Consider the following 16,485-nt stretch of genomic DNA (forward strand, 5'->3'; position numbering starts at 1 on the left):
CGCAACCGGAGCTTCCCCTGCCGCTCGCGCCTGGGTATAACGGCGCCGCGCGTTTCGCGGGAAAACCGGGAGGAGCACGTCCGTGGGCGACGATCGGAACGAGCTGGGCGAAAAGGCCCCGGGCATGCGCCACGACGACGCGCTCCCCGATCTCGATCCCGAGCCGCGATCCGTCGCGCCGAGCAGCATCTCGCTCTCGCCGGGCACCGTCGTCGCCGACAAGTTCGCGCTCCAGCGCGTGATCGCCTCGGGCGGCATGGGCACGGTGTTCGAGGCGTGGGACACGCTCATCGAGCGCAAGGTCGCGCTCAAGCTCATGCACGCGCACTACGCGAGCGATCCCTCGATGGTGGCCCGCTTCCGCCGCGAGGCGCAGGCCGCGGCGCGCGTGCAGCACCCGAACATCGTGAACGTGCTCGAGGTCGGCCGGCGCCGCGACGGCGCGTTTTACCTCGTGCAGGAGCTGCTCGTCGGGCAGACCTTGCGCGAGCACCTCGACGCGCGCGGGCCACTCGAGCCCGACGAGGCCCTCGCGATCCTCGTGCCCGTGATGAGCGGCATCGCCGCCGCGCACGCCTCCGGCATCATCCACCGCGATCTCAAGCCGGAGAACGTCATCCTCGCGCGCTCGCCCTCGGGCGAGATCATCCCGAAGATCATCGACTTCGGCCTCGCCAAGCTCCACGACCCGGGCAAGCAGAGCCTCACGCGCCTCGGCATGCTGCTCGGCACGCCGCAGTACATGGCCCCCGAGCAGGTCCTCGCCGAGAAGGTCGACACGCGCGCGGACGTCTGGGCGATGGGCGTCGTCACGTTCGAGATGCTCTCGGGCGTGCAGCCCTTCGGGGCCGATGGCCTCGCCAAGCTGCTCGCGAAGATCGTCTCGTCCGAGCCGCCGCCCTCGCTCGACTTCGTCGCGCCCAAGGCCGCCTGGCCCCTCGCGCCCGTCGTCGCGCGCGCGCTCGAACGGAGCCTCGACAAGCGCTTCGCCACGATCCTCGATTTTCGCGACGCGCTCTGCGAGGCGCACGGCGGCGCGCGCTTGCTCGTCGGGCACGCGGCGCCGCACGCGGGGCAGCTCGCTTGGCCGGGATTCGCCGACGTCGTCCCCCTCGAAGACCCGGTCCTCGACGCGCCGGTGCACGACCTCGCCGACGGATTTTCCGCGCAGAGCCACGACGACGGAGGCGGGTACGTCCGGGTCCACCGCCCACCGCCCGCGCGTCCGTCCCGTCCTGCGGCGCCTTTGCCTCGCGTGCCCGTCTTGACCCCGCTCCCGGCTTCCCGGACGGAGTGGGGCGGCCCCGAGAGCGCGCGCCACACGGACGAGGAGCCCGTCAAGCTCGCCGAGGAGGCGCTCGACGTGAATGCCCTCGCCGACGCGGTTCGCTGGGCCGAGATCGCGCTCGAGATCCCCGGCGAGAACGAGGACGTCCGCGGCAAGGCCTGGCTCGTGCTCACGATCGCGCACCGCTGGCTCGGCCATTACGGCGAGGCCGCGCGCGCGGCGCAGGAGGCGATGGCCCGCATGCCGCGCGGCTCGAACGGCTGGCATGCGGCGTTCGGGCACCTCGTCATCGCGTACGGCTACCTGGGCCGCAAAGACCGCCTGCTCGCGCGCGTGGACGAGCTCGTCCAGCTCGAAGAGGAGGAGGGCGTCACGACCGAGGCGCACCTCGTGAGCGCCTGCCGGCTCGCGATCTTCGTCCTTCGCGCGGGCGTCCCGCAGCTCGGCCGCAAGCTCGCGCGGGACGCCCACAGCCGCGTCGCGCGTGCGGGCGCCGTGGGCCCCTTCCTCCGGGCCTGGCTCGCCGCGGCCCGGGCGGAGATTGCCATTTTCGAGGGGGATCCGGCGGCATATCTGCGCCGCGTCGAGGCCGCCGTGGACGGTTTCACCGAGGCGAGCGACGTCCGCAATGCTTGTTTGCAGCGCACGAATGTCGGGCTCGCGTACATGCACCTCGGGGCGTACGACCGGGCCTGCTTCGGCCTGCGGCGCGCGGTCGCGGTGGCGGAGCCCATGCAGCTCGATTTCGTGCCGTTCGCGCAGGGGGCGCTCGGGTATTGCCTCGCGCACCTCGGCCGCGACGCGGAGGGGCTCCCGATCATCGAGGCGGCGCTGGAGACGTCGCGCAAGCGGAACGAGCGGCGCCGCGAGGCGGGGCTGCTCATCTACGCGGCGCGGATCCGGGCGATGCAGGGTCATCACAGCAGCGCGGTGACGCTCGCGCGCACGGCCGCGGAGGAGGCCGAGGATCTGCCGGCCCAGCGCGCGTATGCGCTCGCGGTGCTGGCGGACGCGCTCCTCGCCGAGGGTCATGCGGTCGCGGCGCTGGCGCCCGCGAGCGAGGCGGCGAGCCTGCTCGACAGGATCGGCGGAATCGAGGAGGGCGAGGCGTTGACGCGCCTCGTGCAGGCGCTCGCGCTGCGTGGCACGGGCCAGGAGGCCGAGGCGAAGCGCCGGCTCGGCGAGGCGCGGCGACGATTGCTGGAGAAGGCCGACAAGATTGGGGATCGGCGCTTTCGTCGAAGCTTTCTGGAGCAGGTGCCGGATCACCGGCGGCTCCTGGAGATTGCGTCGCAATGGCTCGGGGCGCCGTGAGGCCGAGCATGGTCTCATCTCGAAGCCGCTTCGCTGGGGCTTTGCCCCAGACCCCACCGGGGCTATCCGCCCCTGGACCTGGACCAGCGCAAGCGCTGGACCCGGGGTCGATGAACTGCGCGATGCGCAGTTCATCGAACGGGCCGAATCAAGACCGGCGACGATCTTGCCGACCAAGACAGCAGCGCTGACGTCCTGACTGGCGGGGTGGTCCCACCGGCCTGTGGGAAGAACTGCGCATCGCGCAGTTCTTCCCCCTGAGGTCCAGGGCTGGCCCTGCAAAGAGGGGGCGGACAGCTTGATAAACTTTCCCCGCATCGACTGCGCTTCGCGCAGTCGATGCCCAGAGGTCCAGGGCTGGCCCTGGTTCGGGTCGAGGGGCGAACAGCCCCCGCGGGGCCCGGGGCAGCGCCCCGGCTCCACGGTCCCAGATGAGACCCATGCCCCTCCTTCCTCATTCTGTCGTAGCGCCTGCCACGAAGCCCCCCTCCTTGCCAGCTTGTCAGACCCCGCTTCGGGCGGGTCGACATTTTGACCGGGAATAAAGCGAGTCACCCTGCGAAATGCGGGGAAATCGCGATCGTTCGCGCTGGCCCGGGGCTTGCGATGGACGTCTGGCATGAGCCGAGAAGCCCTTGCCAGAGAGTTCGAGAAGGATTCGCGTGGTGGTCGGACCGTGCTCGTGATCGGCGGCAGCGGGGGAATGTCGGACCGGTACCGGGACGTCGCCGAGAAGCACGGCTTTGCCCTCAAGCACTACGAGACGCGCGTGCCGAAAGGGGTGCGTCGCGACGTGGGGAAGGTCGCCCTCGTCATCATCATGGTGACCATGGTCTCGCACGCGCTCCGGGATCAGGTGCAAAACCTCGGGATCGACGACACCCCCGTGGTGTACCTGCGGAGCGCGTCCGTTTCGGCGCTCAGAGGCGCGCTCGAACAGTGGGAGGCGTGATAGGCTGCGCCCGCCAGCATGAGCACGAAACGGAACCCTTACGAAGACTTGCCCCGCACGAAGGCGAACTACGCCCCGCTGACGCCGATCACGTTCCTCGAGCGCGCAGCGGCCGTCTTTCCGGATCGCGTCGCCGTCATCCACGGCCGCATCCGTTTGACCTGGGCCGAGGCCGAAAGGCGCGCGCGGCGGCTCGCTTCGGCGCTCTCGCGACGCGGGATCGGCGTGGGGGACACGGTGGCCGTGCTCCTGCCAAACACCCCGGCCATGCTCGACGCCCATTTTGGCGTCCCGATGACCGGCGCGGTGCTGAACACGCTGAACACGCGCCTCGACGCGCAGACGATCGCGTTCATGCTCGATCACGCGGAGGCAAAAGTCCTGCTCGTCGATCGTGAGCTCTCGGGGATGGCGCGGCAGGCGCTCGCGCTCGCGCAATCGAAGCCGCTCGTCGTCGACGTCGACGATCCGATGTACGAGGGCCCGGGCGAGCGCATCGGCGCGCTCGAATACGAGGCCTTCCTCGCCGAGGGTGATCCCGGCTTCACGCCGCGCGTGCCCGAGGACGAGTGGGAGGCGATCTCGCTCAATTATACCTCGGGGACGACGGGGGATCCCAAGGGCGTCGTCTATCATCACCGCGGCGCGTACCTGAATGCCATCGGCAACATCGTCACGTGGAGCATGCCGAAGCACGCGACGTACCTGTGGACGCTGCCGATGTTCCACTGCAATGGCTGGTGCTTCACCTGGACCGTGGCGGCGAACGCCGGGACGAACGTTTGCCTTCGTAAGGTCGACGCGCGCCACGTCTTCGAGGCGATCCGCGAGCACAAGGTGACGCATTATTGCGGCGCGCCGATCGTGCACGCGATGCTGGTGAACGCCGATCCCGCGCTCCGGGAGGGGATCGACCACCGCGTGCACGCCATGGTGGCCGCGGCGGCGCCGCCGGCGGCGATGATCGAGGGCATGGAGCGGATGGGCTTCGATCTCACGCACGTCTATGGTTTGACCGAGACCTACGGGCCCGCGGCCGTCTGCGAGAAGCACGACGACTGGGCGGCGCTCGACATCAGCCACCGCACGGAGAGAATGGGCCGCCAGGGCGTGCGGTACCTCGTCGAGGAGGGGCTCACCGTGATGGATCCCGAGGTCATGGAGCGCGTGCCCGCCACGGGGGAGGTGATGGGCGAGGTCGTGTTCCGCGGGAACATCGTGATGAAGGGGTATTTGAAGAACCCGCGCGCGACGGAGGAGGCGTTCCGGGGCGGATGGTTCCATTCGGGTGATCTCGCCGTCCTCCAGCCCGACGGGTACGTGAAGATCAAGGATCGCTCGAAGGACATCATCATCTCGGGCGGAGAAAACATCTCCTCGCTGGAGGTGGAGGACACGCTCTATCGCCACCCCGCCGTGCTCGCCGCGGCCGTCGTGGCGGCCCCGGATCCGAAATGGGGCGAGACCCCACTCGCGTTCGTCGAGGTGAAGGAGGGCGCCGCCATCACGGAGGGGGACCTCATCGCGTTTTGCCGGACACACCTCGCCCACTTCAAGGCGCCGCGCAAGATCGTCTTCGGCCCGCTCCCCAAGACCTCGACGGGCAAGATCCAGAAATTCTTGCTGCGCGAGCGCGCGCGGTCGACCGACGCGATCGAATAGAAGGGTTTTACGCTTCGCTACGTCCTGCCTCCGGAGGCGAAAGAATTCCCCGGAGCGTTGCTTCCGACACGTTGCGTCCGGTAACGACATTCACCACGCGCGGGCGCGCCACGCCGGTCCGCGCGAGATCGATCTTCCCCGCGATCAGCGCGGCCGCGCCCACGGCGGCCGATCCTTCGACGACGAGGCGCTCCTCGCGCAGGAAATGGCGCATCGCCTCGGCGATCTCGGCCTCCGTGACGAGGACGAGATCGTCGAGGAAGCGCCGGCAGAGATCGAACGTGATGGATCCCCGCTCGACATTCCCGGACAAACCATCCGCGAGGCTCGGCAGCTCCTCGGCCTCGGTGACGTGGCCCGCGGCGAGGCTCTTGTGCATGGCGGGCGAGGCCTCGCTTTGCACGCCGACGACGCGGGTGCGCGGCGCGATCGATTTCACGTAGAGCGCGATGCCCGCGGCGAGCCCGCCGCCGCCGACGGGGACGAGGACGAGGTCCACGTCGGGGAGATCCGCGAGGATCTCGATCCCGACCGTGCCCGCGCCGGCGATGACGTCGGCGTCGTTGTAAGGCGAGACGAACGTGAGCCCGCGCTCGGCCTCGATGCGCCGGCCGTCGGCCTCCGCGACGTCGTAATTGCCCACGGAGACGATGAGCTCGACGGGGTAGCGCCAGAGCGATTCGAGTTTGGCGGGAGAGACGGTGCGAGGCACGACGAGCGTCGCGCGCGCTCCGAGCGCGGCGGCGGCGTGGGCGAGGCCGAGGCCGTGATTTCCTGCGGATGCAGCCACGAATCCGCGCCGAAACACCTCCTGCTCCTCGTCGCGCAATCGCAAGAGCTTGTTCGCCGCGCCGCGCACCTTGAACGAGCCCGTCGGCTGGAAGAGCTCGAGCTTGTGGAAGACGTCGGCCGGGATCGTGGCCGAGAGCGGGAGGCTCGGATCGAGCGGCGTTTTTCGGATGAGGCCGCTCGGGGCGAGCCTCTTCGCCGCGGCGAGGACGTGCCGCGGCGAGACGGAGGGGAGGGGATCGTTCATGGAAGAATGGTTTGTCAAGGCGTGGTGACGCCGAAGGAGCCCGGGGAATTTCCCATCTCGAAGCGGAGGGTGCCGCCCTGGGCGAGATCGCCGTGGAGGATTTCGGGTTTGTCGAGGGCCTGGCCGTTCCAGGTGACGGCCTGCACGTAGATGTTCTCGGCCGAGACCGCGGGGGCCTCGACGACGACGGTGCCGCCCGCGACGGTGATTTCCATGCGGGGGAAGAACGGCGCGCCGAGGATGTACCGATCGGTGCCGGGGATCGGATAGAAGCCCGAGGCCGTGAAGAGGTACCAGGCGGAGAGGGTGCCGCCGTCGTCATTGCCGGCGAGGCCGCTCGGCTTGTCGGTGTAATGGGCTCCCGCCGCCCAGCGGACGTATTTCTGCGTGAGGTCCGCGCGGCCGATCTGCGCGAAGCCATAGGCCGCGTGGATGTCCGGCTCGTTGCCGTGCCAGTATGCATTGCGCGGCGCCGCCGAGGCGAAGTTGTCCTCGATGGGGCGCTCTTCGAGGTCGGCGACGGATTCGTCGAAGAAATGCTGGAGCTTCTCCACGAACGGCGCTTGCCCGCCGAGCAGCTCCGCGATCCCGGGGATGTCGTGCTGCGCCCACAGGCTGTGCCAGCCGTTCGCCTCGGCATAATGGTCCGAGATCGCGTACGGGTTGTACGGGTTCTCGACGAAACTGCCGGCCTCGTCCTTGGCGCGGAGGAAGCCCGTCACGGAATCGAAGAGGTTTCGGTGGTTTTTCGCGCGCTCGGCGAACATGGCCGCGTCGTCGGTCTTCCCGAGCGCCTTCGCGAAGAGGCCGAGCGCGAGGTCGTCGTGCGCGTATTCGAGCGTGTGCGAGACCGAGCGGCCGGAGCTCGACGGCACGTAGCCGTACTCCATGTAAGGCACGACGCTCCCGCGCCCGCCACGCCCGCCGGGCGGATCGACCGGGTCCACGGCGGCCCGACGTGAGATTGCATAGGCGCCCTCGGCGTCGAAATCCTTGACGCCCTTGATGTAGCTGTCGGCGAGCACCACGTCGGCGCTGGCTCCGATCATCGTGCCCGCTTCCCCGGTGGCGATGGGCCATTTCGGGAAGAAGCCGGAGATCTCGGCCATGGCGTGCAGCGATCGGACGGTGTCGCGCGCGGCCTCGGGCGCGACGAGCGAATACAAGGGCGTCAGCGTGCGGTAGGTGTCCCAGAGCGATTGATCGGTCAGGAAGGAAAAACCGTCCGCGGTGCGCTGCTGTCCGCCATACAGGTACCTCCCGTCGACGTCGCTCGACGCGGTGGGCATGAGGAACGCGCGGTAGAGCGCCGAATAAAAGATGCGCCGCTCGGTCTCCGTGCCGCCCCAGAGCTTCATGCGGCCGAGGAGATCGCCCCAGGCTGCGGCCGTCTTCGCCCGCGTGCCGTCGAAATCCCAGTCCGGGATCTCGGCTTCGAGGTTTTTCGTGGCGTTCTCCAGCGAGACGAAGGAGAGCCCGACCTTCAATTCGACCGCCGCGTCCGCGCCGAGATCGAAGGAGAGCGCGAAGCCGACCTTCGTGCCGCTGCCCGACGTCCCCTCCGCGGGCGCGTCGCCGTTCGACCAGACCTGCGCCGCTTTCCAGGGCGCGCGCGTCCGGGCGTCGAAGAAGACGTCGTAGCCGCCGAATCCACCCGACATCCCGCCCACGTGGTGCAGTTTGCCCCGGATACGTTGCGCCTCGGGCTCCAGCGTGAACTCGGCCTGCGTGACCTCGCCTCCGCTCAGGTGATGATCGAGATCGAAGACGACGTGCCCCTCCTTCGTGCCCGCCGGATACCCGTGGCGGTGCTGCGCTGCGTGCCGCGTCGCCGTGAGCTCGCTGTGGATCGAGCCTCGATCGAGCGTGACCTCGTAATACCCGGGCGATGCCTTCTCCGTCGCCTTGTCGAAGTGCGATTCGTAGCCGGGCGCCGAGAAGCGCGACGCTTCGAAGGCGTCGATCGGCATCACCCCGAGGACGCCGTAATCGGTCGCGCCCGTGCCGTGCAGGTGCAGGTGCGAAAAGGCCCGGACCTGATCGTCGCCGGCCCAGTAGCCCGAGTAATGCAAAAAATTGATGGTATCGTAGGGGCCGCGCGTATCGGGGCCGACCTTCGCGAGCCCGAACGGCGCGGCCGCGCCGGGGAAGGCGCTTCCATTCGCGAAGCCGAAGCCGCCGCTGCCGACGCGCGGATCGGCGTAGACGAGCGGATCCTCGACGCGCGTGGGCTCGTCCGTGGGCACCTCCTGCGGCTCGAGGGTGCACCCGGTTCCGCCGAGGACGTTCGTCACACCGAGCAGGAGGAGGGGCGCGAGGGCTCGATCGAGGCGAGGGGGCATACGCGCGATGCGAACACGAAGGAGCCGCGGCCGTCAACCCGAGCCTTGCGACGACGCGCGAGATCCCTTAGCGTGGATTTCGCGCTCGGCATGAATGAACTCATCGGCGGCCGATACCGGATTGAACGCAGGCTCGGCGCGGGCGGAATGGGCGCCGTCTACGAGGCCACCGATTTGCAGGGCGGCGCGCGCGTCGCGGTGAAGGTCGTGACCGCGGAGGTCGCGAGGAACGAGCTCTTGCTCGGGCGCTTCGAACGCGAGGTGCGCGCGGCGCGTGGGCTCGACACGCCGCACGTGGTGCGCGCGATCGACGCGGGGCGCGACGGCTACTCGGGGCTGCCCTTCCTCGTGATGGAGGTGCTCGAAGGCGAGGACGTGCGCGCGCTCTTCAAGCGCCTCGGGCCGGTCCGCCCCGATCTCGCGCTGCGGATCGTGGCGCAGGCCTGCCGCGGGCTCGACGTGGCGCACGCGCAGCGCATCGTGCACCGCGACGTGAAGCCGGCGAACCTGTTCCTCGCGAACGGCCCGGGGCCCGGCGGGCGCACGGTCAAGATCCTGGATTTCGGCATCGCGAAGCTCGCCCCCGATCCCGAGAGCATGGCCGAGGCCGGCGAGCTGACGAGCCTGACGCAGACCGGCAGCATGCTCGGATCGCCGCTCTACATGGCGCCGGAGCAGGCGCGCGGGCACAAGCAGATCGACGGCCGCGCGGATCTGTGGTCGCTCGGCGTGGTGCTCTACCAGGCCCTCACGGGCGTGACGCCGCACCGGGACAGCGGCGCGCTCGGGGATCTGATCATCGCGATCTGCACCGAGCCCGCCGAGCGTGTGGAGCGGCTTGCGCCGTGGGTGCGGCCCGAGGTGGCGGCGGTCGTGCATCGCGCGCTCGATCTCGATCCCACGCAGCGTTTCCAGAGCGCCGCCGAGATGCACGCGGCGCTCGTCGCGCTCTTGCCGCCCGGCGATGCGAGCGCCGCGATCCACGAGCGAATGCTGGTGCCGCTGCCCGAGCCAGAGCGCGCGCGCCTCTCGGTCCCGCCGCGCCCGCCGGCTGGAGCCCCGACGATCTCGGAGCCACCTCCACGTTTGAGCGCTCCGCCCGGACACGCCGCCCAGACCCCCGGGGCCCCGGCGGACGCGACCGCGTTCACGATGGCCGATCCGCCGACGACGCGCTGGTCGAGCGCGGCGCTCGGCATCTCGGCCGAGACGCCCGCGGCCATGCAGATCGGCGCGCCCTCGTCGGCGCCCGTGGCGGTCACGCAGGCAACGCCGCCGAAGCGACGCGCGGGCGCGATGGCGTTCGTGGCCATGGCGGCGCTCGCGCTCGTCGTGGGCGGGAGCGTCGCGTTCGTGGGGCTGCGCGCGCCCGGAGGGTCCGGACAAACCTCGGTGGGACAAACCAATCCAGGACAAACCGTGCCCGCCGTCACGACCACGAGTCCGCCGGCGGTGGAGCCTCCGGCCACGACGGCGCAGGAGCGCGCGTCCGCCGAGGCCGCGACCGTGGCCGCGCCGAGCGCCACACCGGCCGCGCCGAGCGCGAGCGGCTCGTCCCGAGGCCTCGCGCCCTGGCCCCGCGCCTCGTCGCGCGGATCCGCGGCGCCGAAGCCCACGGGCAAGAGCGACATTTACCTGGGCCGGTGACGCGTGCCGCTGATGAGGCCCCCTCGCGTTCTGGGAAGCATCCTCGTCGCCGCGCTCATGCTCCTCGGCGCGGCGCGCGCCTCGGCCGACGGGCTCGCGGACGAGGCCGAGCTCCATTTCCAGCTCGGCGCCGCCGATTATCAAAAGGGCGATTACACGAGCGCGCTCGAGCATTTTTTGCTGTCGAACCGGCTCGTCCCGAACCGGCGCGTCGTGTTCAACATCGCGCGCTCGTTCGAGCAGCTCAGGCAATGGCCCGACGCGCACCGCTACTACGTCGACGCCCTCGCCGGGGAGACCGATCCCACGGCGATCGAGGCCTCGAAATCGGCCATCACGCGCCTCGCGCCGAACGTGGCGATCCTCGACGTCGTGACGGATCCGCCCGGCGCCACCATTTACATCGATCGAAAGGATCTCGGCTCGCGCGGCCACGCGCCGCGGCCGCTCGCCGTCAATGAGGGCAAATACCGCGTGATCGCGGAGCTGCCAGGCTACGAGCCCAAGGCGAGCGAGGAGGTCGTGGCGAAGCGCGGGAGCGAGACACGCGTCGCGCTCTCGCTCGTGCGCATCGTGGGCAAGGTGAAGGTGGCGGTGACGGGCGCGCCGCGCGCGGCCGTGCGGGTCGACGAGGAGGGCGGCCCGCCCGCGTGTTTCGCGCCCTGCGAGCTCGCGCTCTCGCCCGGCAAGCACGAGCTTTACGTGTCGGCCGAGGGCGCCTCCGCGCCGCCGAGGCCGGTGAACGTGGTGGCGCGCGAGACGACCGAGGTGAACCTCACGCTGCGGCCGCCGGTGGGCGTCGTCGTCGTGGGGACGACGGAGCCAGGCGCGCTCGTGAGCATCGACGGGCGCGCGGCAGGTTTTTCGCCCGCCGTGATCCGCGAGGTGTCCGCGGGCGCGCGGCAGGTGCGCGTGAGTTTGCCCGGGCACGCGCCCGTCGTGCGCGACATCGTGGTGCGGCAAGGCGAGCAGGTGGATCTCGGCACGCTCGACCTCGTCCCGCTGCGCGAGGTGACGGCGGCGTCGCGGTTCGCCGAGCGGATCGAGGACGCGCCGAGCTCGGTCACCGTGATCGATCGGCGCGAGCTTTCGGCATTCGGCTACCCGACGATCGCGGAGTCGCTGCGCGGCGTGCGCGGCGTGGCCATCGCGAACGACCGGGCCTACGCGTCGGCCTCGATCCGCGCGATTGGCCAGCCAAACGATTATGGCAGCCGCGTGCTCGTGCTTTCGGACGGGCAGGCGCTGAACGACAACCTCCTGAACAGCTCGTACATCGGCTCCGACGGCCGGGGCGATCTGCATGACGTCGACCGCATCGAGATCGTGCGCGGCCCAGGCTCCTTGCTTTACGGCGCCGGTGCATTCTCGGGCATCGTGAACCTCGTGACGCGCTCGCGCGAGGAGCCCACGGGATTTCACGTGGGGATCGGGAGCTACGACGGCGCAGTCCTGCGGGGGCGCGGCGGATTTCACCTGCGGAAGGGGCAAGACAAGGGGATCTGGGCGAGCGGGTGGGGCGCGCAATCGGACGGCTTCGATCTGGAGGTGCCGATCACGGGACAACCCGAGCCCTTCCGGGCGCGCGGCGTCGAGGCCTTCCGCGCAGGCGGCACGGCCGGGCGCGTGTACTGGGGCCCAGCGACATTGCAATGGTTCGTGAACCACCGGATGCAGGCGACCCCGGTGGGCGCCTACGCGACGCAGACCGGCAATCCGCGGACGTCGTTCGGGGATACGCGCATGATGGTGGAGGCGCGCTTCGAGCCGCGCCTGACGCAATCGCTGCAATTGCTCGTGCGCGCGCACGCGAACCGCTACACGTACGACGGGCTTTATGCGTTCGAGGGGGAGGTCGACAACATCGAGACCTTCGCAGGGACGTGGATGGGCGCCGAGGCGCGGCTCGTGTATTCACCAGGGCCGCGGCTGCGCGTGACGGTGGGCGGCGAGGGGCAATGGCACCCGGAGGCGACGCTGCAGGGCCGCGAGGACGTCAATCGCGTGACCACGGAGCGATACCTGGACGAGCGGCGGCCCTATCAGTTCGCCGCGGGGTATGCGCTCGCGGAGGGCGCGCCGCTGCCGTGGCTCAGGCTCTCCGGCGGTCTGCGCATCGACGTGTACAGCACGTTCGGCGCAGTCTTCGTGCCGCGCGCGGCGATCATCACGCGACCCACGCAAGGCGGGACCCTGAAGCTGATGGGCGGCCGCGCATTCCGGGCCCCGAGCATTTACGAGCAGCTCTACAACGACAACGGCCAGTCCCAGGAGAAGCCGACGAAAGACCTCGACGCCGAGAAGATCTGGTCGGGCGAGGTGGAGTACACACAACGTTTCCTCGAAGACTGGGCCGCACTCGTAGCCGTGCACGGGAGCCACATCGACGGGCTGATCTTCACGAGGCCCATCCCGGGACGAACGACGGTGTCCTACGCAAACAGCGAGACGGGCATGCTCGTGCTCGGCGCAGACGCCGAAATTCGCCGCGAATGGCGCAAAGGATGGATGCTCGCCGCGACATACGGGTATCAACGCGCGACCTACCTCGACGACACGCTCACCGATCCGCGGGTGCGAAACGTACCCGAGCACCTGGCAGGCTTTCGCGGGGTGATCCCGGTAATACCCTCGATCGCGTCCCTCGGGCTCCGCATGACGCTGGAAGCGCCGCGTCTACTCGCAGACGGCGGCACGACGGGGACGCAAGTCGTCGCCGATCTGACGGTATCCGGCGAGGTAAAATCGTACGGGCTCCGGTACGTCGTGGGCCTTTACAACCTCGCCGACCGCCGCGTGCTCGTACCCGTGACGGATACGTTCCAAAGCCGAACGATGCCCCAGAATGGGCGGACGTTTCTGGTGGATCTGGTCGGGACGTATTGATATCGGGAGGCGTCTCGCCGGGGCGCTGCCCCGGGCCCCGCGGGGGCTATCCGCCCCTCGACCCGGACCAGGGCCAGCCCTGGACCTCTGGGCATCGACTGCGCGAAGCGCAGTCGATGCGGGGAGAGTTTTTCAAGCTGTCCGCCCCCTCTTTGCAGGGCCAGCCCTGGACCCTTTGGGGAAGAACTGCGCGATGCGCAGTTCTTCCCACAGGCCGTTGATACAACGTTGCCCGTTGAACTGTCAGCGCTGCTGTCTTGGTTGGCAGGATCGCCCGTGGTCTTGACCCGGCTGTTCGATGAACTGCGCATTGCGCAGTTCATCGACCCTCAGTCCAGCGCGGGCGCTGGTCCAGGTCCAGGAGCGGATAGCTCCTGGTGGGGCCTGGGGCAAAGCCCCAGCGAAACGGCTTCGACACTAGCTCCGCGCGTCGAGCAATACCTTGCCAAACGACACGTTCGACGCGACGTACCGGTGTGCCTCGGCTGCCTCCGAGAGCGGGAAGACGCGGTCGACTACGGGGCGCACGATGCCCCGTGAGAGCCATGGGCTCAGCGTGCGTTCGAGCAATTTGGCCGCCTCGATCTTCTCCTCGATGGGCCTCGATCGGAGCACTGTGCCGATGATCTCCAGGCGTTTTTGCAAGAGCACGCCGAGCGGGAGCTGCGCGCTTGCCCCTGCGGTCAGGCCTACGACCACGATGCGGGCTTTTTTTGCGGCTGCGGCGATTGTCTCCGGGACGTAGGCGCCGCCCACGAGATCGAGCACGACGTCCACGCCGGCCCCGCCTGTGCGGGCGAGGACCTCGGCTGCGAAGACGCCGCCTGGGGTGACGATTCCTTCGTCGAGGCCGAGCTCGCGGCATCGGTCGAGTTTGTCTGCGGTGCGGCTCGTGCCGAGCACGAAGCAGCCGAGCGCGCGGGCGATTTGCACGCCTGCCGTGCCGACGCCGCTGCCTGCTGCGTGCACGAGGACCCGCTCGCCGGGTACGAGACGGCCGCGCACGACGAGTGCGTCGAGTGCTGTGAGGAAGGCCTCGGGCACGGCTGCGGCGTCCTCGTCGGAGAGGGCGGCGGGGGCGGGGACGACTTCGCGCTCGTGGGCGAGGAGACGGTCGGCGTAGGCGCCGCCGGCGACGATGCCGTAGACGCGCTCGCCGCCGGAATAACGGGTCACGCCGGGGCCGATGGCGTCGATGGTGCCGACGTATTCGAGGCCGGGGATGTCGGCGGGTACGCCGGGCGGGGCGGGGTAGAAGCCGGCGCGCTGGAGCAGGTCGGCGCGGTTGACGCCGGCGAGGTGGACGCGGATGCGGACGTGGCCGTGAGGCGGCTCGGGATCGGGCAGGTCGCGGAGCTCGAGGACCTCGGGTCCGCCGGGGGAACGGATGACGACGGCGCGCATGGCGGGCGTGTAGGCGGCCCGCGGCGGGAACGCAAGCGCGCGCGTCGGGGTTTGGTCAGGGGGGATCTTTGACCGTGACGGTGACGAAGTTGTCGTTCGACACGGCCCAGACTTCGATGCGGCCTGGGGCTTCGCCGGTCGTCGGGTCGAAGTTGAGTGGGCCCGAGGTGCCGGCGACGTTGATGCTGCCGCCGCCGGCGAGCGCGTTTTTTCCCTTGGGCCAGTCGGTCGAGGTGAGGTCGACGAAATCGCCCATGGCGAGCCGGCCCATGCCCTCGGCGACCTGCCGGCCGTCGTAGTTCGTCCCCTCGCGCGAGGCCCAGATGACCCCGTACGCGCCGACGTACGTGGCGTCGTACGACTGCGCGGTGAACGAGAAATCGGCCGAGTCCGTCTGGAATTGCGACTTCATGTTCGCGCGGAAGAGCTCGTACGTCGGGCCCGATGGGCTCGCCGGCGCCGTGCCCTGCGCTCCCGCGATCATCTGCTTCACCTCGGCGGACAGGTTAGGATCGAGCAGCTTCGTCGCGTCCTTGGTGCCGTCCGTGAAGAAGAACTTTCGACCTGCGACGGGCTTGCCCACCATCGCTTTCAGGACCTCGACGGTTTGTCCAGCTTGAACCATGATCATCAGGACGCCCGCGGGGTTGTACGCGTCGACGTCGGCGGCGAGCGTGGCGAGTGCCGTGGGATCGGTGAGCTTCGCTTCCTCGATCGGGAAGAGCTCGGATCGCTGGAGCCCGTAGGCGTCGCGGAAGACGGTGGCGAGGCCCTGGCCGTAGGCGTCGCTCGTGTAGACCACGGCGATGTTGCCGCCGGCGACGACCGGATCGGGCCCGATGACGTCGTTGGCCATGACGACGCCCTGGAGCGTGTCGCTCGGGCACGTGCGCCAGAAGAGCCCCGGCTCGCCCATCGCGAGGCGATCGTCGGCGTCCGTGAGCGCTGGGCTCGTCGCCGAGGGCGAGATGATCACCGTGGGATATTGCTTCTCCTTGAGGCGCGCGATGAGCCGCAGCGAGTCCGAGGAGGAGAGGGGGCCGACGATGTACGGGACGCCGAGCGTGCCCGCGAGGTAGTCGAGAGCCGCCTGGTTCAGCTCGTCGCGCGCCGGGCCCGTCGCGGTGTTGTTCTCGCCGCCGTTGTCGCAGACGACGACGGCCATGCGCTGGCCGCGGTTGAGTTTGTCGCTGGCGTTGATCTCGCGCACGGCGACGCGCACCGACTGCGTGAGGACCTCGTCCTTCGTCTCGCCGATCGAGAAGATGCTGCCGATGACGAGCGGCGCGTCCGGGCCGGCGAGCGGCAGATCCGGCAGGTTCGCCGGCTCGAAGATCGTGCTGCACTGCGGGTGCTTCGGGAACGCCGAGACGCAGACGCCGTCGACGCACGCGCCGCCGCCGCCGAGCTTGCGGCAATCGTGGCCCGTGGAGCACGCGGGGGGATCGGTGCAATACCCCGCGACGCAGGTGCTGTTCGGGCCGATGGCGAGGACACACTCGTCGTTGGTCTTGCAGTCGTCCTGCGTGACGTTGCCGAGCGAGCATGCGCCCGAGGCGACGAGGGTCCCGCCGGCCACGAGCAAACCAAGGAGGATTCCGGTTCCCCGGAGAAGTCGTGCAAGCATGGCAGAGCCCGAGCGTACGACCATTGAAGGTCGCAGAGAAGTCCGGCGAAGAGGCCGGGTCTTGGATGGGGCCGCTGCGCCGGGGCGCTGCCCCGGACCCCGCGGGGGCTACGCGCCCCTCGACCCGCGCCAGGGCCAGCCCTGGACCTTTGGGGGAAGAACTGCGCGGTGCGCAGTTCTTCCCACAGGCCGGTGGCAAGACCTTGGAGGTCTTTTCACGCTTCGACAGGCGTTGTCGGTCGAACCGCCTTGGTTGGCAGGATCGCCTGTGGTCTTGACCTGGCCGTTCGATGAACTGCGCATCGCGCAGTTCATCGACCCCGAGTC

General features: G+C 69.6%; 9 protein-coding genes. 5 read left to right on the forward strand and 4 right to left on the reverse strand.

Features of this window, described 5'->3' with window-relative positions; translation table 11 throughout:
• Positions 1-82: 82 nt before the first annotated feature.
• The 3 genes from QHF85_RS41445 (at position 83) to QHF85_RS41455 (ending at position 5,216) form a co-directional block, all read left to right on the forward strand.
• The gene (locus tag QHF85_RS41445) at positions 83-2,602 is read left to right on the forward strand and encodes a serine/threonine-protein kinase (protein ID WP_281332975.1); all 2,520 of its coding nucleotides are present in this window, start codon (positions 83-85) and stop codon (positions 2,600-2,602) included.
• Positions 2,603-3,221: 619 nt separating this feature from the next.
• Complete coding sequence (locus QHF85_RS41450; protein ID WP_281332976.1) at positions 3,222-3,554, forward strand: DUF2325 domain-containing protein; 333 nt, start codon at positions 3,222-3,224, stop codon at positions 3,552-3,554.
• An 18-nt stretch (positions 3,555-3,572) separates the two neighbouring features.
• Positions 3,573-5,216, forward strand: coding sequence for an acyl-CoA synthetase (locus QHF85_RS41455; RefSeq protein ID WP_281332977.1), 1,644 nt, complete (start codon positions 3,573-3,575; stop codon positions 5,214-5,216).
• Positions 5,217-5,223: 7 nt separating this feature from the next.
• Here the strand turns inward: QHF85_RS41455 and QHF85_RS41460 are convergent, their stop codons facing one another.
• Both QHF85_RS41460 and QHF85_RS41465 read right to left on the reverse strand, forming a co-directional pair.
• Complete coding sequence (locus QHF85_RS41460; protein ID WP_281332978.1) at positions 5,224-6,252, reverse strand: pyridoxal-phosphate dependent enzyme; 1,029 nt, start codon at positions 6,250-6,252, stop codon at positions 5,224-5,226.
• 14 nt (positions 6,253-6,266) lie between these two features.
• Positions 6,267-8,594: a GH92 family glycosyl hydrolase gene (locus tag QHF85_RS41465; RefSeq protein WP_281332979.1), complete on the reverse strand. Its 2,328-nt coding sequence runs from the start codon at positions 8,592-8,594 to the stop codon at positions 6,267-6,269.
• A 90-nt stretch (positions 8,595-8,684) separates the two neighbouring features.
• Here QHF85_RS41465 and QHF85_RS41470 point away from each other — a divergent pair, with 90 nt between their 5' ends.
• Positions 8,685-10,241 carry a serine/threonine protein kinase gene (locus tag QHF85_RS41470; RefSeq protein ID WP_281332980.1) on the forward strand — a complete coding sequence of 519 codons (1,557 nt, stop codon included), beginning with the start codon at positions 8,685-8,687 and terminating at the stop codon, positions 10,239-10,241.
• A 12-nt stretch (positions 10,242-10,253) separates the two neighbouring features.
• Positions 10,254-13,127, forward strand: coding sequence for a TonB-dependent receptor (locus tag QHF85_RS41475; protein ID WP_281332981.1), 2,874 nt, complete (start codon positions 10,254-10,256; stop codon positions 13,125-13,127).
• Positions 13,128-13,544: 417 nt separating this feature from the next.
• Here QHF85_RS41475 and QHF85_RS41480 read toward each other — a convergent pair whose 3' ends face one another.
• Positions 13,545-14,531 carry an NAD(P)H-quinone oxidoreductase gene (locus QHF85_RS41480; RefSeq protein ID WP_281332982.1) on the reverse strand — a complete coding sequence of 329 codons (987 nt, stop codon included), beginning with the start codon at positions 14,529-14,531 and terminating at the stop codon, positions 13,545-13,547.
• Positions 14,532-14,586: 55 nt separating this feature from the next.
• Positions 14,587-16,158 (reverse strand): hypothetical protein, encoded by a 1,572-nt coding sequence (locus QHF85_RS41485; protein ID WP_281332983.1) that lies wholly within the window; start codon positions 16,156-16,158, stop codon positions 14,587-14,589.
• Positions 16,159-16,485 lie beyond the last annotated feature (327 nt).

It is taken from the genome of Polyangium sp. 6x1 (genome assembly GCF_029946515.1).
Taxonomy (GTDB): Bacteria; Myxococcota_A; Polyangia; order Polyangiales; family Polyangiaceae; genus Polyangium.

What these genes read in the sequence shown, in the direction of transcription:
- QHF85_RS41450 (WP_281332976.1), top strand. Translation starts at nt 3,222, where the DNA reads ATGAGCCGAGAAGCCCTTGCCAGAGAGTTCGAGAAGGATTCGCGTGGT.
- QHF85_RS41455 (WP_281332977.1), top strand. Translation starts at nt 3,573, where the DNA reads ATGAGCACGAAACGGAACCCTTACGAAGACTTGCCCCGCACGAAGGCG.
- QHF85_RS41460 (WP_281332978.1), bottom strand. Translation starts at nt 6,252, where the DNA reads ATGAACGATCCCCTCCCCTCCGTCTCGCCGCGGCACGTCCTCGCCGCG.
- QHF85_RS41465 (WP_281332979.1), bottom strand. Translation starts at nt 8,594, where the DNA reads ATGCCCCCTCGCCTCGATCGAGCCCTCGCGCCCCTCCTCCTGCTCGGT.
- QHF85_RS41470 (WP_281332980.1), top strand. Translation starts at nt 8,685, where the DNA reads ATGAATGAACTCATCGGCGGCCGATACCGGATTGAACGCAGGCTCGGC.
- QHF85_RS41475 (WP_281332981.1), top strand. Translation starts at nt 10,254, where the DNA reads ATGAGGCCCCCTCGCGTTCTGGGAAGCATCCTCGTCGCCGCGCTCATG.
- QHF85_RS41480 (WP_281332982.1), bottom strand. Translation starts at nt 14,531, where the DNA reads ATGCGCGCCGTCGTCATCCGTTCCCCCGGCGGACCCGAGGTCCTCGAG.
- QHF85_RS41485 (WP_281332983.1), bottom strand. Translation starts at nt 16,158, where the DNA reads ATGCTTGCACGACTTCTCCGGGGAACCGGAATCCTCCTTGGTTTGCTC.